This window comes from Pseudomonas sp. LBUM1640, from assembly GCF_059716225.1.
In genome coordinates this window covers 1,693,867-1,717,267 of sequence record NZ_CP166816.1, presented here as the reverse complement: position 1 = coordinate 1,717,267, position 23,401 = coordinate 1,693,867, and the positions used below count along the sequence as shown (strand labels likewise).

Annotated in this window: 19 protein-coding genes; 8 read left to right on the top strand and 11 right to left on the bottom strand. The window is 61.6% G+C overall.

Annotation, left to right across the window (positions count from 1 at the left end; all coding sequences use genetic code 11):
- Positions 1 to 14: 14 nt before the first annotated feature.
- Positions 15 to 626, bottom strand: a complete 612-nt coding sequence (locus ACA065_RS07640; protein WP_497693986.1) for a LemA family protein — start codon at positions 624 to 626, stop codon at positions 15 to 17.
- A 244-nt stretch (positions 627 to 870) separates the two neighbouring features.
- Between ACA065_RS07640 and bglX the strand changes: the two genes are divergently transcribed.
- Positions 871 to 3,162: a beta-glucosidase BglX gene (gene bglX, locus ACA065_RS07635; RefSeq protein ID WP_497693985.1), complete on the top strand. Its 2,292-nt coding sequence runs from the start codon at positions 871 to 873 to the stop codon at positions 3,160 to 3,162.
- 162 nt (positions 3,163 to 3,324) lie between these two features.
- Complete coding sequence (locus tag ACA065_RS07630; protein WP_497693984.1) at positions 3,325 to 6,375, top strand: autotransporter domain-containing protein; 3,051 nt, start codon at positions 3,325 to 3,327, stop codon at positions 6,373 to 6,375.
- A gap of 19 nt (positions 6,376 to 6,394) precedes the next feature.
- Here ACA065_RS07630 and ACA065_RS07625 read toward each other — a convergent pair whose 3' ends face one another.
- The 8 genes from ACA065_RS07625 to ACA065_RS07590 form a co-directional block, all read right to left on the bottom strand.
- Positions 6,395 to 7,552: a phospholipase D-like domain-containing protein gene (locus ACA065_RS07625; RefSeq protein WP_497693983.1), complete on the bottom strand. Its 1,158-nt coding sequence runs from the start codon at positions 7,550 to 7,552 to the stop codon at positions 6,395 to 6,397.
- Between the two features lies 1 nt (position 7,553).
- Positions 7,554 to 8,135, bottom strand: a complete 582-nt coding sequence (locus ACA065_RS07620) for a YceI family protein (RefSeq protein ID WP_497693982.1) — start codon at positions 8,133 to 8,135, stop codon at positions 7,554 to 7,556.
- A 117-nt stretch (positions 8,136 to 8,252) separates the two neighbouring features.
- Positions 8,253 to 9,023, bottom strand: coding sequence for an IclR family transcriptional regulator (locus ACA065_RS07615; protein ID WP_497693981.1), 771 nt, complete (start codon positions 9,021 to 9,023; stop codon positions 8,253 to 8,255).
- 64 nt (positions 9,024 to 9,087) lie between these two features.
- Positions 9,088 to 10,530, bottom strand: a complete 1,443-nt coding sequence (locus ACA065_RS07610) for an amidase (protein ID WP_497693980.1) — start codon at positions 10,528 to 10,530, stop codon at positions 9,088 to 9,090.
- On the bottom strand, positions 10,527 to 11,837 hold the full coding sequence (locus tag ACA065_RS07605; protein ID WP_497693979.1) for a citrate-proton symporter: 1,311 nt from the start codon (positions 11,835 to 11,837) through the stop codon (positions 10,527 to 10,529). Before ACA065_RS07605 ends, ACA065_RS07610 begins: the two co-directional genes overlap by 4 nt.
- A 59-nt stretch (positions 11,838 to 11,896) precedes the next feature.
- On the bottom strand, positions 11,897 to 13,072 hold the full coding sequence (locus ACA065_RS07600) for a M20 aminoacylase family protein (RefSeq protein WP_497693978.1): 1,176 nt from the start codon (positions 13,070 to 13,072) through the stop codon (positions 11,897 to 11,899).
- A gap of 1,336 nt (positions 13,073 to 14,408) precedes the next feature.
- Positions 14,409 to 14,723, bottom strand: coding sequence for an amidase (locus ACA065_RS07595; protein ID WP_497693977.1), 315 nt, complete (start codon positions 14,721 to 14,723; stop codon positions 14,409 to 14,411).
- Positions 14,720 to 15,793, bottom strand: coding sequence for a serine hydrolase domain-containing protein (locus ACA065_RS07590; RefSeq protein WP_497693976.1), 1,074 nt, complete (start codon positions 15,791 to 15,793; stop codon positions 14,720 to 14,722). The genes ACA065_RS07595 and ACA065_RS07590 overlap by 4 nt, the downstream gene beginning before the upstream one ends.
- Before the next feature lie 185 nt (positions 15,794 to 15,978).
- Between ACA065_RS07590 and olsB the strand changes: the two genes are divergently transcribed.
- The gene (olsB, locus tag ACA065_RS07585; RefSeq protein ID WP_003172415.1) at positions 15,979 to 16,734 is read left to right on the top strand and encodes an L-ornithine N(alpha)-acyltransferase; all 756 of its coding nucleotides are present in this window, start codon (positions 15,979 to 15,981) and stop codon (positions 16,732 to 16,734) included.
- Entirely contained in the window at positions 16,734 to 17,525 is a 792-nt protein-coding gene (locus tag ACA065_RS07580; protein WP_497693975.1) for a lysophospholipid acyltransferase family protein, read from the top strand. Before olsB ends, ACA065_RS07580 begins: the two co-directional genes overlap by 1 nt.
- Positions 17,526 to 17,635: 110 nt before the next feature.
- On the opposite strand, the gene ACA065_RS07575 is transcribed toward ACA065_RS07580, so the two are convergent.
- On the bottom strand, positions 17,636 to 18,220 hold the full coding sequence (locus ACA065_RS07575) for an acyl carrier protein phosphodiesterase (protein ID WP_497693974.1): 585 nt from the start codon (positions 18,218 to 18,220) through the stop codon (positions 17,636 to 17,638).
- Positions 18,221 to 18,374: 154 nt separating this feature from the next.
- Here ACA065_RS07575 and ACA065_RS07570 point away from each other — a divergent pair, with 154 nt between their 5' ends.
- Genes ACA065_RS07570 through ACA065_RS07560 form a run of 3 tightly spaced genes read left to right on the top strand, consistent with a single transcriptional unit; the run spans position 18,375 to position 20,969 of the window.
- The gene (locus ACA065_RS07570) at positions 18,375 to 18,701 is read left to right on the top strand and encodes an ArsR/SmtB family transcription factor (RefSeq protein WP_497693973.1); all 327 of its coding nucleotides are present in this window, start codon (positions 18,375 to 18,377) and stop codon (positions 18,699 to 18,701) included.
- A gap of 14 nt (positions 18,702 to 18,715) precedes the next feature.
- Entirely contained in the window at positions 18,716 to 19,882 is a 1,167-nt protein-coding gene (locus tag ACA065_RS07565) for an MFS transporter (protein WP_497693972.1), read from the top strand.
- Positions 19,883 to 19,913: 31 nt separating this feature from the next.
- Positions 19,914 to 20,969 carry an alkene reductase gene (locus ACA065_RS07560; protein ID WP_497693971.1) on the top strand — a complete coding sequence of 352 codons (1,056 nt, stop codon included), beginning with the start codon at positions 19,914 to 19,916 and terminating at the stop codon, positions 20,967 to 20,969.
- Between the two features lie 358 nt (positions 20,970 to 21,327).
- Here the strand turns inward: ACA065_RS07560 and ACA065_RS07555 are convergent, their stop codons facing one another.
- Positions 21,328 to 21,960 carry a TetR family transcriptional regulator gene (locus ACA065_RS07555; protein ID WP_177016202.1) on the bottom strand — a complete coding sequence of 211 codons (633 nt, stop codon included), beginning with the start codon at positions 21,958 to 21,960 and terminating at the stop codon, positions 21,328 to 21,330.
- 286 nt (positions 21,961 to 22,246) lie between these two features.
- On the opposite strand from ACA065_RS07555, the gene ACA065_RS07550 reads away from it, so the two are divergent.
- Entirely contained in the window at positions 22,247 to 23,401 is a 1,155-nt protein-coding gene (locus ACA065_RS07550) for an efflux RND transporter periplasmic adaptor subunit (protein ID WP_497693970.1), read from the top strand.

Sequence of the window (23,401 nt, the reverse complement as noted above, 5' to 3'; positions counted from 1 at the left end):
ACCTCAGAGAAGCCTTATTTGAACTTCACTTGCGGCGCTTTATCGGCGTCGGCACTGGTGGCCTCAAACGTGGCGCGGATCGGCAAGTCGCTGTACATAACGCTATGCCACAGACGGCCTGGGAAGGTACGGATTTCAGTGTTGTACGCCTGCACCGCCTGGATAAAGTCACGACGGGCCACGGCAATACGGTTTTCCGTGCCTTCAAGTTGGGACTGCAGGGCCAGGAAGTTCTGGTTGGCTTTCAGGTCCGGGTAGCGCTCGGACACCACCATCAAGCGGCTGAGGGCACCGCTCAGGCCATCCTGGGCTTGCTGGAACTGCTTGAGTTTTTCCGGGTTGTCGAGGGTGCTGGCATCCACCTGGATCGAGGTGGCCTTGGCCCGCGCTTCAATCACCGCGGTGAGGGTGTCTTGCTCATGGGCCGCGTAGCCCTTGACCACTTCCACCAGGTTGGGGATCAGGTCGGCACGTCGCTGGTATTGGTTCTGCACTTGGCCCCAGGCCGCCTTGGCCTGTTCATCCAGGGTCGGAATAGTATTGATGCCGCAACCGCTCAGCACGCTGCTGATCAGTAGCAAAGCTGCGGCCTTGAAGCCCCAGCGGTAATGTTGTGCTGCTTGCATGGTGTTTCTCCTGCCCAAACTTGATGGAAGTTGACGACTAACCCTTTAAACCACGCGCTTGGGGCATAATCCGCCGCCACCACTGGATTGCATTGAGCCAATCAGCTAAAAAGATGCCCAGCGCGAATAAGAGTTCACAAGTGTCGTGCATTTACTGCAATAACACTCGAACAACAACATATGTTCCCCACATTTTGGCAGAACAGCGCATTTTTGCTGTGCAGTGAGCCGAAAAAGGATATTCATGAAGAAGCTGTGTTTGCTCGGCCTTGTTGCCACGCTGGCCACTCACCCCGTATGGGCAGAAACAAAGCCTGCTGCGCTTAAAGACAAGGACGCCTTTGTCAGCGACCTGCTCAAGCAGATGACCCTGGATGAAAAGATCGGCCAATTGCGCCTGATCAGCATCGGCCCCGAAATGCCCCGCGAGATGATCCGCAAGGAAATCGCCGCCGGCCGCATCGGCGGCACCTTCAACTCGATCACCCGCCCGGAAAACCGTCCGATGCAGGACGCGGCCATGCGCAGCCGGTTGAAGATCCCGATGTTCTTCGCCTATGACGTGATCCACGGCCACCGTACGATCTTCCCGATCAGCCTGGCCCTGGCCTCCAGCTGGGACATGGACGCCATCGGCCGGTCCGGGCGCATCGCCGCCCAGGAAGCCGCCGCCGACAGCCTCGACATCACCTTTGCGCCGATGGTCGACATCTCCCGCGACCCGCGCTGGGGCCGTACCTCCGAGGGTTTTGGCGAAGACACGTACCTGACGTCGCGCATTGCCGAAGTGATGGTCAAGGCGTTCCAGGGCGCAAGCCCGGCCAACGCCGACAGCATCATGGCCAGCGTCAAGCACTTCGCCCTGTATGGCGCGGTGGAAGGCGGCCGCGACTACAACGTGGTCGACATGAGCCCGGTCAAGATGTACCAGGACTACTTGCCGCCCTACCACGCGGCGATCAAGGCCGGTGCCGGCGGCGTGATGGTGGCGTTGAACTCGATCAACGGCGTGCCCGCCACCGCCAACACCTGGCTGATGAACGACTTGCTGCGCAAAGACTGGGGCTTCAAAGGCCTGGCCGTCAGCGACCATGGCGCGATCTTCGAGCTGATCAAGCACGGCGTGGCCAAGGATGGGCGCGAAGCCGCCAAGCTGGCGATCAAGGCTGGCATCGACATGAGCATGAACGACTCGCTGTACGGCAAGGAATTACCGGGCCTGCTCAAGTCCGGCGAGATCGAGCAAAGCGACATCGACAACGCCGTGCGCGAAGTGCTCGGCGCCAAGTACGACATGGGCCTGTTCAAAGACCCGTACCTGCGCATCGGCAAGGCCGAGGATGACCCGGCCGACACGTATGCCGAGAGCCGCCTGCACCGTAGCGACGCACGGGATATCGCGCGCCGCAGCCTGGTGCTGCTGAAAAACCAGAACAACACCCTGCCGCTGAAAAAAACCGCGACCATCGCATTGGTCGGCCCGCTGGCCAAGGCACCGATCGACATGATGGGCAGCTGGGCCGCCGCCGGCAGACCGGCGCAATCGGTGACCCTGCTCGACGGTCTCAACGCAGTGATCGGCGAAAAAGGCAAAGTGATCTACGCGCGTGGCGCTAACATCACCAACGACAAGGCCGTGGTCGATTACCTCAACTTCCTCAACTTCGATGCGCCGGAAGTGGTGGATGACACCCGCCCGCCGCAGGTGCTGATTGATGAAGCGGTAAAAGCCGCGAAGGACGCCGACGTGGTGGTGGCTGCCGTGGGCGAGTCCCGTGGCATGTCCCACGAATCCTCGAGCCGCACCGACCTGAACATCCCGCAAAGCCAGCGCGACCTGATCAAGGCCTTGAAAGCCACCGGTAAACCGCTGGTGCTGGTGTTGATGAACGGCCGTCCACTGTCGATTGTGGATGAGAACCAACAGGCCGACGCGATCCTCGAAACCTGGTTCGCCGGCACCGAAGGCGGCAACGCCATCGCCGACGTGCTGTTCGGTGACTACAACCCATCGGGCAAGCTGCCGATCACCTTCCCACGCTCGGTTGGGCAGATTCCCACCTACTACAACCACCTGACCATCGGCCGGCCGTTCACCCCTGGCAAGCCGGGCAACTACACCTCGCAATACTTCGATGACACCACCGGGCCGCTGTTTCCGTTCGGCTATGGCCTGAGCTACACCACGTTCAGCCTGTCGGACATGGCGCTGTCGTCCACCACGCTGAACAAGACCGGCAAGCTCGACGCCAGCGTCACGCTGAAAAACACCGGCAAGGTCGATGGCGAAACCGTGGTGCAGCTGTATATCCAGGACGTGGCCGGCTCGATGATCCGCCCGATCAAGGAGCTGAAGAACTTCCAGAAGGTCATGCTCAAGGCCGGTGAAGAGCGCACGTTGCACTTCACCATCACCGAGGAAGACTTGAAGTTCTACAACACCCAGCTCAAGTTCGCCGCGGAACCGGGCGAGTTCAATGTGCAGATCGGCCTGGACTCCCAGGATGTGCAGCAGCAGACGTTCGAGTTGTTGTAATACGTGCAGCCCCCTCTTCTTTGGTAGAGGGGGCTTGCGTACTGGCATGCCTGCGTCAGCAAAAAGTTAACTTTCCACAACCCATTCAAGCCAAGTCCTACATCACCCTCCGCGCCTATCACACAACCTGTCAGCCCAATTTTTTGCAGGTGTGTGTGAACTATGTCACCCACGAAAAACGCCCCAGCGGCAGCCAAAAAAGCGCCCGTTCAATCTTCGTTAAAACGAAATGCAATCGCCCTCTGCGTGCTCGGCTGCCTGTCGGGCATGCCCGTAGAAGCAGCAAGCTATGTCGAACAAGGCCGGTTGCATGACGCAGCAAGTTGGCGCAGTCAAGAATTCAAGAATAACTGGGGGTTGGGCGCAATTGGTGCTGATTACGCTTATGCAAGAGGGTTGAGTGGCGCAGGGATACGAATGGGGGTTTACGACACGGGAACCGACCTGCGCCATAGCGAGTTTGCGGGGAAGCCCAATTACGGCGTGCGCCTGGCAGACCCCGGATGCGCAAGTGGAACAATATTGGCAGGTGGCTGCTTCTACACCGAGGGCGATCGTTCGGCAGTGAATCTCGTCGACATATTGCCCGAAGCATTGCCAATCCTTGAGGAGCTCGTTGCCGACGGCACCCTCACCCGAGACCAACTTGAGGCTTACCTCAAAGAGGTGGGTGCTCGGTACGACCCCCATGGCACTTTCGTTGCCGGCACAGCGCTCGCCAATCGCGAAGGTAATGGGGTCCATGGTGTGGCCTATGCGGCCAATTTGAGTGCAGTGCGCAGATTCAATAATAGCTACCTTGGAGGTCCCGCCTCCCTGACGGACAAATTGAACGGTCCCGCCGCGACAGCGGATGCGATCGACATTACCTACGCAGAAATGCATAAACAGAATGTACGTGTCGTCAATCACAGTTGGGGGCACCCGCTGACGCCTGCGAATGAAGCCGAATTGGACTTTTTATTAAGCCAAACGGAGCTTCCACATTATGAAGAGCTCAAAGCCATCGCAGAAAATGCGATCAAGTATGGAATGCTGCAAGTATGGTCAGCAGGCAATTCACCGACAATTAACGCCACCCCTCAAACGGCACCCATTCCCGGACATCATCCCAGCCTGCCACGTGCCATTGCGCAGTTGGAACCGTATTGGTTGACCGTCGTCAACTTGAATAAAGACCTGACCTTGAGCAATGTTTCCTACCGTTGCGGCTTCAGCAAAGACTGGTGCCTGGCTGCGCCTGGAACGGATATCACCTCCTCGTGGGTCACAGGCACCGTAAACACCTCAAACCACTTCAACAACGATGGGGATGTCGACGGTTTCGAAGTGACAGGCGATAAAGCCGAGTTCGGTTATGCGACAGGCTCCGGCACCTCCATCGCCGCCCCCCACGTCACCGGCGGCCTGGCCCTGCTGATGCAACGCTTCCCCTACCTCGACAACCCGCAAATCCGCGACATATTGCTCACCACCGCCACCGACCTCGGTGAGCCAGGCGTAGACGACGTCTACGGCTGGGGCCTGATGAACCTGAAAAAAGCCATCGACGGCCCCGGCCAATTGCGCGTCGACACTTCGGTGAACATGGACCGCCCTGCCGGTGGCGCGATTGTCTGGCAAGGCGGTGCCTGGGACGATTGGCGCAACGATATCAGCGGCCCCGGCCGCCTGGAAAAAACCGGCATCGGCTGGCTGCGCCTCAGCGGCAATAACAGCTTCGCCGGGGCTACGCTCAAGCAAGGTGTGCTGGAGCTGGACGGCATCAACCAGCTCAAGGGCGACGTCAACGTCGACGGTGGCGTTCTGCGCCTGAACGGTTCCCTGGCCGTCGAGGGCAACTACACACAAGCCGCCGGCTCAACCCTGATGACCGGGCTGGCCAGCCCGGCAGCGCCGGCAAAATTGCAGGTGCAAAACCAGGCATCGATCAACGGTGGCTCGCTGTACCTGAGCGCGCAACCCAACAGCTATTACCTGGGCCAGCGCTACAGCATCCTCCAGGCCCAGGGTGCGTTGAATGGCGAGTTTGCCTCGATTGACCGCCGCGAGTTCTCGCCCTTCCTCAGCGTCTCCCAGGTCAAGCAGGGCAACGCTTTGCTGGTGGAGTTCGGCCGTGGCCGGTCATTGGCATCGGCAGCGCAGACTGCCAATCAGCGCGCCGTCGCCAATGCTGCCGACACTGAAACCCTGCCCTCCCCAATGCTGCAGCGCCTGACCGCGCTGTTTCCCGAGCAGGCACCTTCGGCCCTGGACCAACTGAGCGGCGAATTGCATGCCAGCACCCAAGCGGTGCTGATCGAAAACAGCCGCGTAGTGCGCCAGGCCGCACTCGACCGTCAGCGTCTGGCGCAAGACCGCCGCACCGCCGCACTCGACGCCAAAAACCAAGGCGTCTGGGTGCAACTGCCGCGTCAATCCGGGCAACTCGAAGGCGACAGCGGCACCTCGCGCACCGCCCACAGCACCACAGGCCTGCTGCTTGGGTTCGATCACACGCTGGAACAAGGCACCCGCCTGGGCGTGGTGGCCGGCAGCGGCCGCACTGACGTGAAGGCCGGCTCTCGAGGCAAAGCCAGTGTCGACACTTACCAATTGGCCCTGCACGCAGGCCACACGTGGGACGCGTTCGGGCTGTATGGCGGCATCGCGTATGCGCAACATGAGATCGAGACAAAACGCCGCGTCAGCTTCCCCGGCGTCGAGAACCGCCTGACCGCCAAGTACGCCAGCCGCACCGTGCAGACGTTTGCCGAAGCGAACTATAAGTTCAGCCACGACTTCTGGGACTGGCAGCCATACCTGCAACTGGCCAATGTGCAACAGCGCAGCGAAGGCTTCAAGGAACGCGGCGGCATGGCCGCACTGAAGGGCAAGCGTTCGAAGGAAAACGTCAACCTGACCACCGGTGGTGTGCGCGTCAACCTCGACCTGGGCAAGGCGCAGATCGGCCCGTCGTGGTTGAGCGTGCGCGGCGGCCTGGCCTACACCCATGCCAGCGGCGACCTGCAACCCACCACCCAGGCAGCCTGGGACGGTGGGCGAGTAATGAGTGTCAGCGGCGCGCCGCTGGATCGCCTCAGCACCCGCCTGGAGTTGGGGGCTACCGCACGCCTGACCCGCGACAGCACGTTGGACTTCGGCTTCAGCCAACAGCGCGGTGAACGCACGCGCGACCAAAGCATCACCGCGCAGTATTCGCTGCAGTTCTAATCGAAAAAAGGCGGGGGCGTTACCCCCGCCGATCCAACAGATTCACCACCAAGCGATCAATCCAGCCCCACACCCGCTGCTTCACCCGCCGCCACAACGGCCGCGACTTCCACGCCTCCAGGCTCACCGCCTGGCTCTGGGCAAAATCACGTTCGAAACTGCCCGCCACGGCCAGCGTCAATTCAGGGTCCAATGCTTCCAGATTGGCTTCCAGGTTGAAGCGCAAATTCCAGTGGTCAAAATTGCACGAGCCAACGCTGACCCAATCATCCACCAACACCATTTTCAGGTGCAGAAAGCACGGCTGGTATTCAAAGATCTGCACGCCCGCGCGCAGCAGACGCGGGTAGTAACGGTGGCCGGCGTAGCGCACGGACGGGTGATCGGTGCGCGGGCCAGTCAGCAGCAAACGCACATCCACACCGCGCCCGGCTGCGCGGCGCAAGGCACGGCGCACGCTCCAGGTCGGCAGAAAATACGGCGTGGCCAGCCAGATGCGGTGCTGGCTGCTGTTCAAGGCGCGAATCAGCGACTGCAAAATATCGCGGTGCTGACGGGCGTCGGCATACGCGACGCGCCCCAGGCCAGGCCCGGTCGCCGGCACCTTGGGCAGGCGCGGCAAACCGAAATGGGTAGCGGGCTTCCACTCCCGGCGTGCCGCGTTGGCGTGCCATTGGCGGTCGAACAACGCTTGCCAATCCAGCACCAAGGGGCCGCTGATTTGCACCATCACTTCATGCCACTCCGCCGTATCTTGCCCTGGCGTCCAGAACTCATCCGTCACGCCGGTTCCGCCCACCACGGCGATGCGCTGGTCGACCAGCAACAGCTTGCGGTGGTCGCGGTACAGGTTGCGCATCCAGCGTCGCCAGCTCAAGCGATTGTAAAAACGCAGCTCCACACCCGCGTCGGTCAGCCGTTTACGTAGCCCCAAGGTAAACGCCAGGCTGCCGTAATCATCAAACAGGCAGCGCACGCGTACGCCACGCTCGGCCGCCAGCACCAGCGCCTGCACCATGGCGTCGGCACAGGCCCCGGCTTCCACCAGGTACAACTCCAGGTCGACCTGCTGCTCAGCACGGGCAATAGCCACCAGCATCTGCGGGAAGAAGCTTGGCCCGTCGATCAGTAACTCGAAACGGTTGGCGCTGCGCCACGGGAACACCGCGCCGCTCATCTCAGCGCGCCGTAAAGATCAGTACCGCACCCACCGGCACCGACAAACTGATCGACTTAAGCCCAGCCGCCTTACGCAACGCCGCCACACCCGGCGCCAAGTCGAAATCCTCGGCATGCAACACCACCGGCTCCAGGGTCACCACCTGGAAACGCCGGTCATCCAGGCGCGTAGCCAACAGCTCGGCGCTGTAGGTTTGGGTCTTGCCATGCAGGGTGACGCTCAGGGGCAGGCGCAATTCCACTTGCGCGCCGGGGGCCAAATCATTGATCGGTTGCAGGTTGATCCGCGCACTGATCAGCGCGTCGGGAAAGGCCTTGATCTGGAACAGGTCATTGCGCATCCGCTCATCGCGCAGCGGAATACCGCTGTTGACCGACTCAAGCTCCACTTGCACCTGTGCCGCGCCCCGGCTGTCGACCTTGCCGTGCAACACCAGGAAACGATGCACTTCGGCGATCTCGGTGTTTTTGGTGGTGACGAACGACAGGCGTGAGGATTCGTTATCCAGATACCAATCGGCGTGGGCAGGCAGAGCGGCGCAGGTCAGCAGCGTGAAGGCCAGGGGTTTGACATTGAACATAAAGACTCATGGGGTAAAAACCTGGACGAACCTTAACTGTGCCGGGTGCCGGGCGCAATGTAACTGACAAAGCCAGCTCCCACATTGGTTTTGTGGTGTGTGTCAGCGCTCTGTACTTCAGGCCAGCGCCCGCTGCACGTCACGTACCGTCGCTTCAAGGCTGGCCATGTGCAGGTTCAACACGCGCTCCACCGGCGCCTGATGCATCGGCCAGTGCAACGCCATGCTGCCGACCAGCCGCCCATTGGCCTGCACCGGCAACGCCACCGCGCGAATCAGGAACGGCAGGCGCACCGTGTATTCCCAATAACCTTCGGTGCGCTGGCCGAAACCTTGGTGCTGAGTTTGCTCGCAGGTGTGCAATTGCTCATCGGCCGCCACATGATCGCGGCCCGCCAGGCGTTGCACCTCTTCGGCGGGCAATTGCGTCAGGCACGCCTTGCCCATCGCCGAGTGAAACAGGCTGGCGTGCTGGCCGACAATCTGGCAATTGTTCGGATACAGCTTACGCAGCACGCTGGGGATCGCGCTTTCCATGACCTCCAGGCGCTCGCCATCAAAACAGGATAAATCCACCACCAGCCCGGTGCGCTCACTGAGTTCAAGCAACCAGGGCGCGGCGCTTTCCACCACCTGGCGCTTGAAGCGTTGCTGAGTGTCGCCGAACAAGCGCTGGGCACGCAGGCGATAACGGCGGTCGCTCAGGCCGCGATAGACCCAACCCTGCTCTTGCAGGGTCAGCAACATGCGCGACACGGTGGCCTTGGGCAGGCGCGTCAGGTAATGCAGCTCCTCCAGCCCCAACGCCTGGTGCTCACCGAGCAATTCGACAATCGCCAGTGCGCGCTCAACCGACCGTACCGTGCCTGTCTCGGCGTTGCTGCCCATGTTCGATCTCCTTGTTGCCGGTAGATGATCATTTTTCACAGCAAGATACAGGCCCGGTTGCGCGTCAATCACCCGATTGGAGGCACGCCGGCGGCCGACGCTGCACCCATTGCGTCAACTGTTCATGGGCGTAAGCCAATTGCAGCACCGCCCGATCTGCCTGGGCCGGGCCGATAATCTGCAAGCCCATGGGCAAGCCGCCAGGGCTGAAACCCACCGGCACGCTCATGCTCGGCAAACCGGCGAGCGTCGGCCCGATCACCACTTCCATCCAACGGTGATAGGTGTCCATTTCACGCCCGCCAACGAGGCGCGGCCACGCCTGTTGTGCATCGAAAGGGAACACTTGAGCGGTGGGCAACAGCAGGAAATCGTAACGCTCGAACAGCTTGGCCAGGGCGCGATACCACTCACTGCGATCCACCGACGCCTGATACACCTGCTGGGCACTCAAGCCCAGGCCGCCCTCCACTTCCCATTGCGCCTCGGGTTTGAGCAACGCGCGTTTTTGCGGGTTGGCGTAGGCCGCGCCAAGATTGCCGTGCACCAGCCAATGGCGGTGCACCAGCCAACTGCGCCAAAGACGCGCCATGGAAAATTCCGGCTGGCAGCTTTGCACTTCGCAACCCAACGCGGCGAAATCACCGAGGGCCGATTCGCACAGGCTCAGCACGCCGTTGTCCATCGGCAAGTAGCCGTTGTAATCCCCCAGCCAGCCGAGGCGCGCGCCGTTGAAGTCGCGCTGCAAGGGTTGGCCCAAGACCGTCGGGTCGTCCTTGGAAGACAACGGCACCCGAGGGTCGTAACCGGCCTGGATACTCAACAGCCGCGCCACATCCGTAACACTGCGGCCCATCGGACCTTCAGTGCCCAGTTGCTGCACGAACACTTCCGGCATCGGCCCGTGAGGTACGCGCCCCTGCGACGGGCGCAGGCCGAACACATTGTTGAATGCCGCCGGGTTGCGCAGCGAGCCCATCATGTCGCTGCCGTCGGCCACCGGCAGCATGCGCAGCGCCAGGGCCACCGCCGCCCCGCCGCTGCTGCCGCCCGCCACCCGGCGTGGGTCATAGGCGTTGCCGGTGGTGCCGAACAGGGTGTTGTAGGTCTGCGAACCGAGGCCGAACTCCGGTACGTTGGTCTTGCCGATAATGATCGCGCCGCTCGCGCGCACGCGCGCCACGCTGATGGCATCTTCGCTGGGTACATGCTCGGCAAACAACGGCGAGCCCAAGGTGGTGCGCAAGCCCTGGGTGGCCGCCAGGTCTTTGATTGCCTGGGGCATGCCGTGCATCCAGCCGCGCGATTGGCCTTGGTCCAGTTCGCGATCACAGGCCCGGGCCTCGGCCAGCACGTCATCGGCGTCGCGCAGTGACACCAGGGCATTCACGCGGGGGTTGAACCGCTGGATCTGCGCCAGGTACGCCTGCATGACGTCTTCACACGACACGTCCCGCGCATGAATCGCCCGCGACAGCTCAGTCGCATTCCAATCAACAATGCTCAAGGCTTCACCTCACTCGAAAACGGCAGCGGCTTCTTCGCCCGTGGGGCCTCATGCATGCAGTAAGTGCCCAGCAGCGTCAGCACGCAAGCGAACAACACGTAAAACGACGGCGCCACCGGCGTGCCCAACACCTTGGTCAGCCACGTCACGATCAACGGCGCAAAGCCGCCGAACACCATCACCGCCACGTTATAGGCCACCGACACGCCGGTCGAGCGCACCTCGATGGGAAACTGCTCGGCCAATGCCGTCGGCGCGGGGCCGAAGAAGCCGCCGATGGCCGTGCACAGCATTACTTGCATCACCAGCAAGCGCTCGATCGACGGCGCGGCCGCCACCCACACATACAACGGGTAGACCATCACGAAGAACGCCAGGGTAAAAGCCATCAACACCGGCCGCCGCCCCAGGCGATCCGAAAGCAGGCCGGAGAGCGGAATCACCACGGTCATCAGCGCCACCGCAAACATCTGCACCATCAGCACTTGGTCCAGCGGCAAGCCGAGGCTTTTGTGGGCGAAGGTCGGCATATTCACCAGCACCACGTAGAACGACACCGTCGCCCCGCAGGCCAGGCCCATGGATACGAGGATGCTGCGCCGATGCTCACGGATTACATCCATCAAGCTCGGCGCCGGGCCAGTGGCCAGCCTGCGTGCCTCGATGAATTCTTCCGGGTCTTCCATGTGCCGACGAATCCACAGCCCCACCGGACCGATCAGCAAGCCCAGCACAAACGGCACGCGCCAGCCCCACAGGTCGAGGGTCTGCGGCGAGAAGAAATGCGTGACCAGCGCCACCATCGCCGCACCACCAAACACCGCCAGGCACTGCCCCACCAATTGCCAGGAGCCATACAAGCCCTTGCGATGGGCCGGTGCACTCTCCACCAGAAACGCCGTGGCACTCGCGTATTCACCGCCAGTAGCAAAGCCCTGGAGCATGCGCGCCACCACGATCAGCAACGGCGCGCCCATGCCGATGGCGGCGTAATTGGGCGCAAAGGCGATCAGCGCGATGGACACCGTCATCAGCCGGATAATCAGCTGCATCGCCGCCTTGCGGCCTTTGCGGTCCGAGTAGATACCCAACAGGATGCCGCCCACCGGGCGCATGAAAAAGCCCACGCCAAACGTCGCCAGGGCCATCAGCAACGAAGCGTATTCATCTTCCGAGGGGAAAAACTGCCGGGCGATGATGCTGGCCAAAAAGCCGTAAACGATGAAGTCATACCATTCCAGCGCGTTGCCGATCACCGCCGCCACCACTTGGCGGGTGCGCGAAACACCGGGTTTTGAAATCTGCATGAGGAACACTCCATTCAACCGATAAGGGCAAGGGTCCAGCGGCAGAAAAAGTGCGGTCGTCAGGCAGGCTTGAGCCAGCTCTCGGCCAGCGCGCCCCAATAGGCGGCGCCGGTCAGCAGGATGTCGTCGTTAAAGTCATAGGCGGGGTTGTGCACCATCGGCCGCGACACGCCGTTGCCGATAAACAGGTAACTGCCGGGGCAGCGTTGCAGCATCCAGGCGAAGTCTTCGCTGCCCATCAGCGTGCGGGTGTTGCCGTCCACCGCATCGGCGCCGAGCAAGGCGACGCCGACCTGGCGCGCGAACTCGGTTTCTTCGGCATGGTTGACCAGCACCGGGTAAGCCGGGCGGTGTTCGATTTGTGCAGTGCAGCCGAAGCTGGCGGCCTGGGTTTGGATGATTGCGTTGACGCGCGCCAGCATCTGTTCGCGCACTTTCGGATTGAGCGCACGCAAGCTCAAACGCAATAGGGCTTGTTGAGGAATCACGTTGGCAGCCTGCCCCGCTTGCAGCGCGCCGACCGTAACCACGGCGGCTTCCTGGGTGTCGATGTTGCGCGACACCACAGTCTGCAACGCCATGACCATGCTCGCGGCTGCCACCAGTGGGTCGACCGTGAGATGCGGCATGGAACCATGGCCGCCGACGCCTTCCAGAGTCACGGTGAGCAAGTCCTGGGACGCCATCATCGGCCCGACTCTCAAGCCCAGATGCCCAGCCGGCAGGCCCGGCATATTGTGCATGCCGAACAGGCCGTCGCAGGGGAAACGCTCCAGCAAACCGTCCGCCAGCATGGCCTCGGCGCCGCCCTGGCCTTCTTCGGCGGGTTGGAAAATCAGGTTCAAGGTGCCGTCGAATTGCCGAGTCGCCGCCAGGTAACGCGCGGCGCCAAGCAGCATGGTGGTGTGGCCGTCGTGGCCGCAGGCGTGCATGCAGCCGGCGTGCTGGCTGGTGTAGGCCGCGCCGGTATTTTCGATGATGGGCAAGGCGTCCATGTCGGCGCGAATGCCCAGGGTGCGCGGGCTGCTGCCATTGCGCAGCACGCCGACTACACCGGTTTTGCCGATGCCGGTGTGTACTTCATAACCCCAGCCTTTCAAGGCTTGCGCGACGAGCGCCGAGGTGCGGTTCTCTTCAAAGCCGAGTTCGGGGTGGGCGTGGATGTCCTGACGCACGGCGTGCAAGTCGCTGGCGACGTCGCTGAGCCAATCCAGAATGTGCTGGTGTGGGCGCATGGTGATTCTCCTCACAGGCGGGTGTTCCCGTTCTTGTTTGCGACACATCGCCAGCTAACCGCGATGTGGGCGGGAGGACAATCAAAGGTGGTTCCACTGGGTGGAACCTGAGGGCAGTTAGCGCACATCTAATGTGGGAGCTGGCTTGCCTGCGACAGCGGCAGGTCAGTCAACATCACTGTTGTTTGTGCCGCTGTCATCGCAGCATAGGTATCTACACATCTGCGGTTGTCGTGGGGGGCGCTGGGTACATATCCGTTGTTTGGGTAACGGCTGAAATGGGTTCCGCTCTTACAGCGGGTCACTTTTGAAAAGAGCCCAAAAGTAACCAAAAGGCTCTTGCCCCACCACTCGGCACCTCGCCTCCGGCTCGGTGTGCCCTCACGCAGGCTTTGGAGCGGGGGCCGCCGCGATGGGCCATCCTTGGCCCAGCGCGGCTAAACCGGCGTCCTGCCGGTTTACCCCCGCTCCAAAGCCTGCGTTCGGCCAGCGTGGTTTAACGGGGCGCCTAAGATCAAAATCAAGATCAAGATCTACAGCACGGCGGCCTAGTAGCCGACCTGAGTGGTTAGATCAAAAGCGAAAGCGAGGCGGCCTGACAGCCGACCTGGTCTTGGAAGCTGAACTCGGTTAACTGTGGGAGGGGCTTGCTCCCGATGGCGGTGTGTCAGTCAGTTCATTTGTAACTGAACCACCGCATTCGCGAGCAAGCCCGCTCCCACATTTGGAGCTCAGTACATCAGGTAGATGTGTGTACTCGGTCAAAGGTGGGAGCTGGCTTGCCTGCGAAGGCATCACCTGGGTATGCCTGATGTACCGAGGTGTCTGCATCGCAGGCAAGCCAGCTCCCACAGAAAAGCAGCTCTGCTTCTGATCTGTTTTTGCTGTGCTGTTGCCCTGCTTTTGCTTCAACCACTCAGGTCGGCTACTAGGCCGCCGTGCTCTGCTTTTGATCTTGATTTTGATCTGACAGGCCCCGTTAACCACGATGGCCGCACGTAGGCACGGTGGAGCGGGTAAACCGGCAGGGATGCCGGTTTAGCCGCGCTGGGCCAGGGATGGCCCATCGCGGCGACCCGCGGAGCCGGGCCGGAGTGCGGGCATGCCGAGCCTAAGCGAGGCACCGAGTGGTGGGGCAAAGACCTTTTGGTTACTTTTGGGGCGTTTGCCAAAAGTGACCCGCTGTAAGAGCGGAACCATACGAAGCCGTTACCGCAGCAACGGATATGTACTCAATCGACCTAACCCCATCACAGGCTCAGCACCACACAAAGCGTTGCGCAGATACCTATGGCCATCGCAGGCAAGCCAGCTCCCACAGGGGATTTGGGGTGTGTCAGGGATTCAGGCGACAGCCTTGGCGATCACCTAACCACCGAGCCGTATGCGTACGCCCCAACCCGCTCGCCGTCACTTCACTGCGCTCCGGCTTGTCGATAAACGCACTGGTCGGCACGTACTGCTTCACATACCCCAGGCAATACTCGGCGGGATTGTTCTCCACATACCGGCACGAGCAATACTCCTTGGCCGTGTACGCCGCGATGATGTCGGGGAAGCCTTGCAGGTTGACGCGCTCGTGCCAGACCCAGCCCAGCAACGCGAGTAATAGCAGGATAAACACACTGGTAAACGGCCGACGACGGATCATGGCTGCACCGCCGCAAGCACGCGTTTGAGCAATTCGTTGTGGCGGTAAGTGCCGTCGCGATCATCGCCGTAGCGCACGATCACCAGGTGTTCGTCGGGCAGCACAAACAACGCCTGCCCCCAGTGGCCAAGGGCGGCGAAGGTGTCGGCGGGAGCGTCGGGCCATGGCCTTGGGGCGCCTTGGTTCAGCCACCATTGCCCGCCGGGTACGGCTTCGTCCTGGCCAGCCTTGTATTTGTCGAACGGTTGGCGGTTGAAGGCGACCCACTCTTTAGGCAGCAACTGCTGCTCACCCCAACGACCGTCGCGCGCCATCAGCAGGCCGACGCGCGCCAGGTCGCGGGCGGTGAGGTAGGCGTAGGACGAGGCGACGAAGGTTTCGTCGGCGTCGGTTTCCCAGGTGGCGTTATGAATGCCCAGCGGCTTGAACAGCGCGTCCCACGGGTAACTCATATAGGCCTTGTGGCCGAGCATGCCTTTGAGGGCGGCGGACAAGATGTTGCTGTCGCCGCTGGAGTAACGGAAGGCCTGGCCGGGTGCGGCGGCGGCTTCGGTGTCGGCGGCAAACTCCGCCATGTCGGCGCGGCCACGGGTGTAGAGCATCGCCACCACCGAGGATTTCAGCGGGGCGTATTCGTAGTCTTCCTGCCAGTCCAGGCCTGAGGCCCAGTGCAGCAGGTCGGCCATGGTGACATTGGGGTGCTGTTTCATCGGCGGGTAGAAGCGTGCGGCGGGGTCGGTGAGTTTGAAGCGGTTTTCGCCGTAGGCCACGCCGAGCACGGTGGCCATCAGGCCTTTGCTGACTGACCAGGTCAGGTGCGGCGTGCTGGCGGTGGTGGGCGCGGCGTAGCGTTCATAGATGATCACGCCGTCGCGGATCACCAGCAGCGCGTCGGTGCGAATGCCTTGGCGGGTGGCGTCGTCACGGGGCGGGAACGCGTAGTTATCCAGCGCATCGACAGCGGGTCCCGAGAGTGCTGTGCCCCTGGCCCACTCCTTGTCAGGCCAGGTTTCGGCGTGGGCGGTGGCAGTGACTAACAAAAGGGCAACGCACAACAGGCCTCGGACCATGGACGCAAACTCAAGGGGGCATTCAAGCCCGCGAGCCTAGCCCAGGCGCATGACAGATTTGCTACATAAAAGGCTGTCATCTAAGCGTCACCGTAACTTCATGGCGCTGACACCGAGCCTACATAGCCTGAGTTTGGACAAACAAGTCGACTGGCCGAAACGTGGCCGGCACTCGGAGATTCGCCATGACTCAGATCGCCCGCATCAGCGACACCGGCAATGAACGCCGTCTGCAAGCCGAACGCCTGGTTGGCGCACAGGCTTTGCAGGAAGCCCAGGCCCTGCGGTTCAACGTGTTCAGCGGCGAGTTCAACGCCAAGCTGAAAGGCGCGGAACTGGGTCTGGACATGGATGACTATGATGTTCACTGCAGCCACATCGGCGTGCGGGATTTGAACAGCGGTCGACTGGTCGCCACCACCCGTTTGCTCGACCACCAGGCCGCCAGCACCTTGGGCCGGTTCTACAGCGAAGAAGAATTCAGCCTGCACGGCTTGCTGCACCTGCAAGGCCCGATCCTGGAGATCGGCCGCACGTGCGTCGACCCGGCCTACCGCAACGGCGGCACCATCGCGGTGTTGTGGGGCGAGTTGGCGGAAGTCTTGAACCAAGGCGGCTACAGCTACTTGATGGGCTGCGCGAGTATTCCGATGCACGATGGCGGCATCCAGGCCCACGCGATCATGCAGCGCCTGCGCGAACGCTACCTGTGTAACGAACACCTGCGTGCCGAGCCGAAAAAACCGTTGCCGGCGCTGGACCTGCCGTCCAACGTGATCGCCGAAATGCCGCCGTTGCTCAAGGCTTACATGCGCCTGGGCGCGAAGATCTGCGGCGAGCCGTGCTGGGATGAAGATTTCCAGGTGGCCGACGTGTTCATCCTGCTCAAGCGCGATGAGTTGTGCCCACGTTACGCTCGCCACTTCAAGGCGGCCATGTAATGGGCCGCCTGCGCGTGTACGGGCGCATCGCCCGGGTGCTGCTGGTGGTGGCGCTGGGCTTGAGCATGGCCAGTGTGTTTGGTGTGTTCGAGCGTTTGGGCGTGGCCAACTCGATGGTGCGGCGCCAGCGTTGGTCGCGGTTTTTCATGGCGCGGCTGACCCACGCCCTGCCCTTTCGCGTGACGGTGCACGGTGAGCTGCCGCAAACGCCGATGCTGTGGGTGAGCAATCACGTGTCCTGGACCGACATCCCGCTGCTGGGCATGGTCACGCCGCTGTCGTTTCTGTCCAAGGCCGAAGTGCGCACCTGGCCGGTGGCCGGGTGGTTGGCGGCCAAGGCCGGTAGCCTGTTTATCCGCCGGGGTTCGGGCGACAGCCAGTTGATCCGCAAGCAGATGACTCGTCATTTGGAGCAACAGCACCCGCTGCTGATGTTCCCCGAAGGCACCACCACCGATGGGCGCAGCCTGCGCACTTTCCACGGGCGCTTGCTGGCCAGTGCGATTGATGCCGATGTGTCGCTGCAACCGGTGGCGATTCGTTATCTGCGCGACGGGCAAGTGGACCCGCTGGCGCCGTTTATTGGCGACGATGATTTGCTCTCGCACCTGATGCGCCTGTTTGCCAATGACCAGGGCGATGTGGAAATTCATGTGCTCACGCCGATTGCCTGTGCCGGGCAAGAGCGCGCGGCGCTGGCATACCAGGCGCAGCAGGCGGTGCAGAAGGCGCTGTTCGGGCCGTTGCCGGAGGCAGAGCAAGTGGCGGCGCGGCCGGCGTTTGCTGCCTGAAGCGGGCACAGTCAAAAAAATGTGGGAGCGGGCTCGCTCGCGAATGCGGTCTGTCAGCAACAAATATACTGACTGATACACCGCATTCGCGAGCAAGCCCGCTCCCACATTTAGATATCAGCAGTCAGATGGGTGTGTGCAAACGCCTGCAACTCTGGATAGAACAGCCGAAAGTCTTCACTCAGCGGCTCATACAACACCCGCAACTCCTGCATGGCATGCCTCAACTCCTCAGGCTGTGTCAGGCGCCGCGAGATCCCGCGCAACACCTGCTCCATCATCGCGAACTCACGGTACGAACCCAGCCAATCATCCGCCGCCATATACGGCGCGATCTGCGCCAGCCGCCCCGGTAACTGCGGCTCGGCCGCCAGCACGCGGTACACCTGCGCGGTGAAGCGCTCCAGCGGCTGGTCGGCATACACCGCCCAATCTCGCGCCAGGCAGTGATCGAAAAACACATCGAGGACAATCCCGGCGTAGCGCTTGCGGGTCAGGCTGAAGCGTGACAACGCCTCGCCGACCAGCGGATGGCTGTCGGTGAAGCGGTCGATGGAGCGATGCAACTGAATCGCCGACTCGATTTGCGGGCTGAACTGGCCTTGCAGGCGACCTTTGACGAAGTCGCCATAGAGGCTGCCCAGCAATTGCGCAGGAAGTTGGCCGCCCAGGTGCAGATGTGCGAGATAATTCATGGCGCGCAGTCTACCACTGCCGCCAATGCATCGTTATAACCCGATATACCGAAATAGCCTGACCTAAGATCAAAAGCATATTGGTGTATCGGGATGTAACGATTTAAAGTTCGCCTCATCGCGATATAACGTTTTACGAAAACGAGCATCTGCCATGTCCATCGACCTCGACGAAATAATAAAAGCCCTGGCGCACCCAGTACGACGAGACATCCTCACCTGGCTGAAAGACCCGAAAGTGCAGTTCCCCGAGCAAGTGCACAACCACGAATACGGCATCTGCGCCGGGCAGATCGACCAGCGCTGTGGCTTGTCCCAGTCGACCGTGTCGGCCCACCTGGCCACGCTGCAACGGGCCGGGTTGATCAGCAGCCAGAAGGCCGGGCAGTGGCACTTTTTCAAACGCAATGAGGAAGTGATCCAAGCCTTCCTCGCAGCGCTCACTAATGAACTCAGCGCTGAAATCATCGAACCGCTGTAACCAAGGAAACGCTAATGCCCCTCTCGCTACTCATACTGGCCCTGAGCGCCTTCGCCATCGGCACCACCGAGTTCGTCATCATGGGCTTGCTGCCCGATGTGGCGGCGGACTTGGGCGTGTCGATTCCCGGCGCCGGCTGGCTGGTCACCGGCTACGCCTTGGGCGTGGCCATCGGCGCCCCTTTCATGGCACTGGCCACCGCCAAGCTGCCACGCAAGGCCGCACTGGTAGCGCTGATGGGCATCTTTATTATCGGCAACCTGCTCTGCGCCCTGGCCAGTGACTACAACGTGCTGATGGTTGCCCGTGTGGTCACCGCGCTGTGCCACGGGGCGTTCTTTGGGATTGGTTCAGTGGTAGCGGCCAACCTGGTGCCGGCCAACAAGCGTGCTTCGGCCGTGGCCTTGATGTTCACCGGCTTGACCCTGGCCAACGTGCTCGGCGTGCCATTGGGCACTGCACTGGGCCAGGAAGCCGGCTGGCGCTCGACCTTCTGGGCCGTGACGGTCATTGGTGTGGTGGCGCTGATCGGCCTGATCCGCTTTCTGCCGGCCAAGCGTGATGAAGAAAAACTCGACATGCGCGCCGAACTGGCGGCCCTCAAAGGCGCCGGCATCTGGTTGTCGCTGACCATGACCGCGCTGTTCGCCGCGTCCATGTTCACCCTCTTCACCTACGTCGCGCCGCTGCTCGGCGACGTCACCGGCGTATCGCCCAAGGGCGTGACCTGGACCCTGCTGCTGATCGGCCTGGGCCTCACCGTGGGTAACATCATCGGCGGCAAGCTGGCGGACAAACGCCTCGCGGCCACCTTGATCGGCGTGTTCATCAGCATGGCGGTGGTCTCCACCGTACTGACCTGGACCAGCGTCGCGCTGATCCCGACTGAAATCACCTTGTTCCTGTGGGCCACCGCCTCGTTCGCCGCCGTGCCGGCGCTGCAAATCAACGTGGTGACCTTCGGCAAGGCGGCACCGAACCTGGTGTCCACCCTGAACATCGGCGCCTTCAACATCGGCAACGCCCTTGGCGCCTGGGTTGGCGGCAGCGTGATTGCCCACGGTTTCGGCCTGACCAGCGTGCCCTTGGCGGCTGCGGCCCTGGCGGTCCTGGCCCTGCTGGTCACCCTGATTACTTTCCGTCAGAGCGGCGATGCCGACCTGGCCCCTGCGACCAACTGATCAATCCACTTAAAGAGAAGGGTGTTATCCCATGACGACTATTTTCGATCCGATCAAACTGGGCGACCTGGAACTGTCCAACCGCATTATCATGGCGCCGCTGACGCGCTGCCGCGCTGACACCGGCCGCGTACCGAACGCGCTGATGGCCGAGTACTACGTACAACGCGCCTCTGCGGGGCTGATCCTCAGCGAAGCCACTTCCGTGACGCCGCTGGGCGTGGGCTACCCGGACACTCCAGGCATCTGGTCCAACGACCAGGTACGTGGCTGGGCCAACGTGACCAAGGCCGTGCACGGCGCGGGCGGCAAGATCGTCCTGCAACTGTGGCACGTCGGCCGCATCTCCCACGAGTCCTACCTGAACGGCGAAACCCCGGTGGCACCGAGCGCGATCCAGCCTAAAGGCCACGTCAGCCTGGTGCGTCCACTCGCCGACTACCCAACCCCACGCGCCCTGGAAACTGCTGAAATCGCCGACATCGTCGACGCCTACCGCGTGGGTGCCGAAAACGCCAAGGCCGCAGGCTTTGACGGCGTGGAGATCCACGGCGCCAACGGCTACCTGCTCGACCAGTTCCTGCAAAGCAGCACCAACCAGCGCACCGACAACTACGGCGGCTCCCTGGAAAACCGTGCGCGCCTGCTGCTGGAAGTGACTGACGCGGCCATCGAAGTCTGGGGCGCCGGCCGTGTGGGTGTGCACTTGGCACCGCGCGCCGACGCCCATGACATGGGCGACGACAACCTGGCCGAGACCTTCACCTACGTCGCCAGCGAACTGGGCAAGCGTGGCATCGCGTTCATCTGCTCGCGTGAAAAAGAAGCCGGCGACAGCCTTGGCCCACAATTGAAAAAAGCCTTCGGCGGCCCGTACATCGCCAACGAACGCTTCACCAAGGACAGCGCCAACGCCTGGCTGGCCTCGGGCAAAGCCGATGCGGTGGCCTTCGGCGTACCGTTCATTGCCAACCCGGACCTGCCGGCGCGTCTGAAAGCCGATGCGCCGCTGAACGAAGCGCACCCGGAAACCTTCTACGCCAAGGGCCCGGTCGGTTATATCGACTACCCGACGCTGGCGATCTAAAGCAACAAGCTGAAACGAAAAAGCCCCGGCTCGCAAGAACCGGGGCTTTTTTACGCCTGTTTGATCGTCCCCATGCTCTGCGTGGGAACGCCGCCCTGGACGCTCTGCGTCTGCTCCTAAAGCGTGACGCGAAGCGTCACAGGATGCATTCCCACGCTGAGCGCGGGAACGATCGTACGAAGGATGGGAAACATTCCTTCACAGCATTGCAACAATATCGCTACAAAATACTTAGTCGGCTACCTATCAACCGCCCGCCAGCCCGTATATAAAGTCACCCCACCGATCAGCCGAAGGGACGATTGACCGTCTCTGGTCTTTACTATTGACACAACTGGACGCAATTACGCATTTTGTCTTAATTGCGTAGGCTGGGGCTCAGGCGCAGCATGTCCAGCCCCGCATCAACCCAACGTTCAGCCTCCTGATGTAGCTGAAAGCTGTCGGGCACCAGCAGCCACTGGCCGATGAGCCCATTGATATAGGCATGCATGCACACCGCACCACGGGTGGTGTCGAGATTTTCCGGAAGTTGCCCGCGATGGACCGCGTTACGCAGAGTCAGGCCGATACGCAGGTTACATTCCAGGCTATGGGTCTGGCGTTGGCGACGCATGTCACACATTTCATCGGTGAACTCGCACTTATGAAACAAAATCTCGTTGATGCGCCGGGTTTTCGGGTCCAGGGCCACCTGATGAAACAAATGAATCAACAGCTTGCGCATACAGCCCAGCGGGTCGACTTCATCTTCGCTTTCACTCGCTCGGGCCAATTCGTCCAAGGGTTCGTGCAGCGTGTCGAGCAGTGCCTGCAGCAAATCGGACTTATTGCTGAAATGCCAATAGATAGCACCGCGCGTCACGCCGGCCAACGCCGCGATGTCCGCCAGCGTAGTGCGCGCAACGCCGCGCTCATAAAAAGCCTGTTCGGCGGCGTCGAGAATCTGGCTGCGCGTTTCCTGAGCTTCCTCTTTGGTGCGACGAACCATGGCAGTAAAACCTCAATCAGAACACTTGGGACTATCGGTAACGCAGCTTTAATAGGCGGTAACGATCATCTGAATAATTGTGGGACGACACCGTCATGGGCGCCGAACGTACTAAAATCGAGGCTTTGGCAGTTGCTTTGTCAACAATCTGCGAAGCCTGTCAAGAGTTTACAAACAACCATGAACGTAAGTATATTGCGTAGCAAGCTACTTATCTACTCACAGCTTGTTTTTTACCCTTCCACACTTCTTGTGCGCATTCTGCGCGCCTGACCCGAGGATCTTCATGCAACTTAAGCCAGCTGTTACCGCTCTGGTCACTGCCGTCGCCCTGGCATCGCTGCTCAGCGGATGTAAAAAGGAAGAAGCGGCTCCGCCCGCTCAAATCCCTCAGGTCGGCGTGGTCACTATTCAACCGCAAGCCTTTACCCTGACCTCCGAACTGCCAGGCCGCACCACGGCCTACCGCATTGCGGAAGTTCGGCCTCAGGTCAACGGCATCATTCTCAAGCGCCTGTTCAAGGAAGGCGGCGACGTGAAGGAAGGGCAGCAGCTCTACCAGATCGACCCGTCGGTGTATGACGCCACCTTGAAAAGCGCGCAAGCGACCCTGACCCAGACCAAGTCGATCACCGACCGCTACAAGCAGTTGGTGGATGAACAAGCCGTCAGCCGTCAGGAATACGACACTGCCGTCGCCAACCGCATGACCGCCGAAGCCAACGTTCAAACCGCCCAGATCAACGTGCGCTACACCAAAGTGTTCGCGCCGATCTCCGGGCGGATCGGCCGTTCCTCGGTCACCGAAGGCGCACTGGTCAGCAATGGTCAGACCGATGCCATGGCCGTGATCCAGCAACTGGACCCGATCTACGTCGACGTCACGCAGTCTTCGGCAGAAATGCTGAAACTGCGCCGCGACCTGGCAAGCGGCCAGCTGGAAAAGGCCGGCGACAACGCCGCCAAAGTCAAGCTGACCCTGGAAGACGGCAGCGCCTATGGCGTGGACGGCAAGCTGGAATTTTCCGAAGTGTCTGTCGACCAGACCACCGGCTCCGTAACCCTGCGCGCCGTGTTCCCGAACCCTGACCACGCCCTGCTGCCGGGCATGTTCGTGCACGCCCAGCTGCAAGCCGGTGTGAACAGCAAGGCCATCCTGGCTCCGCAGCAAGGCGTGACCCGTGACCTGAAGGGCACACCAACGGCGCTGATCGTCAATGCCGACAACAAGGTTGAGCAGCGTGAACTGGTGGCTAACCGTACGTACGGCGCCTACTGGCTGGTGGAAAAAGGCTTGAACGCCGGCGACCGTGTGATCACCGAAGGCTTGCAGTACGTCAAGCCGGGCGCCGAGGTCAAGGTCAAGCCGGCCGACAACGCCAAGCCTGCTGACGCTGGCAATGCTGCCGCTCCTGCTGCCGCTGCTGGCAAAGGGGAGTAA

What these genes read in the sequence shown, in the direction of transcription:
- ACA065_RS07555 (WP_177016202.1), bottom strand. Translation starts at nt 21,960, where the DNA reads ATGGTTCGTCGCACCAAAGAGGAAGCTCAGGAAACGCGCAGCCAGATT.
- ACA065_RS07550 (WP_497693970.1), top strand. Translation starts at nt 22,247, where the DNA reads ATGCAACTTAAGCCAGCTGTTACCGCTCTGGTCACTGCCGTCGCCCTG.
- ACA065_RS07605 (WP_497693979.1), bottom strand. Translation starts at nt 11,837, where the DNA reads ATGCAGATTTCAAAACCCGGTGTTTCGCGCACCCGCCAAGTGGTGGCG.
- ACA065_RS07620 (WP_497693982.1), bottom strand. Translation starts at nt 8,135, where the DNA reads ATGTTCAATGTCAAACCCCTGGCCTTCACGCTGCTGACCTGCGCCGCT.
- ACA065_RS07595 (WP_497693977.1), bottom strand. Translation starts at nt 14,723, where the DNA reads ATGATCCGTCGTCGGCCGTTTACCAGTGTGTTTATCCTGCTATTACTC.
- bglX (WP_497693985.1), top strand. Translation starts at nt 871, where the DNA reads ATGAAGAAGCTGTGTTTGCTCGGCCTTGTTGCCACGCTGGCCACTCAC.
- ACA065_RS07615 (WP_497693981.1), bottom strand. Translation starts at nt 9,023, where the DNA reads ATGGGCAGCAACGCCGAGACAGGCACGGTACGGTCGGTTGAGCGCGCA.
- ACA065_RS07625 (WP_497693983.1), bottom strand. Translation starts at nt 7,552, where the DNA reads ATGAGCGGCGCGGTGTTCCCGTGGCGCAGCGCCAACCGTTTCGAGTTA.
- ACA065_RS07560 (WP_497693971.1), top strand. Translation starts at nt 19,914, where the DNA reads ATGACGACTATTTTCGATCCGATCAAACTGGGCGACCTGGAACTGTCC.
- ACA065_RS07640 (WP_497693986.1), bottom strand. Translation starts at nt 626, where the DNA reads ATGCAAGCAGCACAACATTACCGCTGGGGCTTCAAGGCCGCAGCTTTG.
- ACA065_RS07570 (WP_497693973.1), top strand. Translation starts at nt 18,375, where the DNA reads ATGTCCATCGACCTCGACGAAATAATAAAAGCCCTGGCGCACCCAGTA.
- ACA065_RS07600 (WP_497693978.1), bottom strand. Translation starts at nt 13,072, where the DNA reads ATGCGCCCACACCAGCACATTCTGGATTGGCTCAGCGACGTCGCCAGC.
- olsB (WP_003172415.1), top strand. Translation starts at nt 15,979, where the DNA reads ATGACTCAGATCGCCCGCATCAGCGACACCGGCAATGAACGCCGTCTG.
- ACA065_RS07590 (WP_497693976.1), bottom strand. Translation starts at nt 15,793, where the DNA reads ATGGTCCGAGGCCTGTTGTGCGTTGCCCTTTTGTTAGTCACTGCCACC.
- ACA065_RS07580 (WP_497693975.1), top strand. Translation starts at nt 16,734, where the DNA reads ATGGGCCGCCTGCGCGTGTACGGGCGCATCGCCCGGGTGCTGCTGGTG.
- ACA065_RS07565 (WP_497693972.1), top strand. Translation starts at nt 18,716, where the DNA reads ATGCCCCTCTCGCTACTCATACTGGCCCTGAGCGCCTTCGCCATCGGC.
- ACA065_RS07630 (WP_497693984.1), top strand. Translation starts at nt 3,325, where the DNA reads ATGTCACCCACGAAAAACGCCCCAGCGGCAGCCAAAAAAGCGCCCGTT.
- ACA065_RS07575 (WP_497693974.1), bottom strand. Translation starts at nt 18,220, where the DNA reads ATGAATTATCTCGCACATCTGCACCTGGGCGGCCAACTTCCTGCGCAA.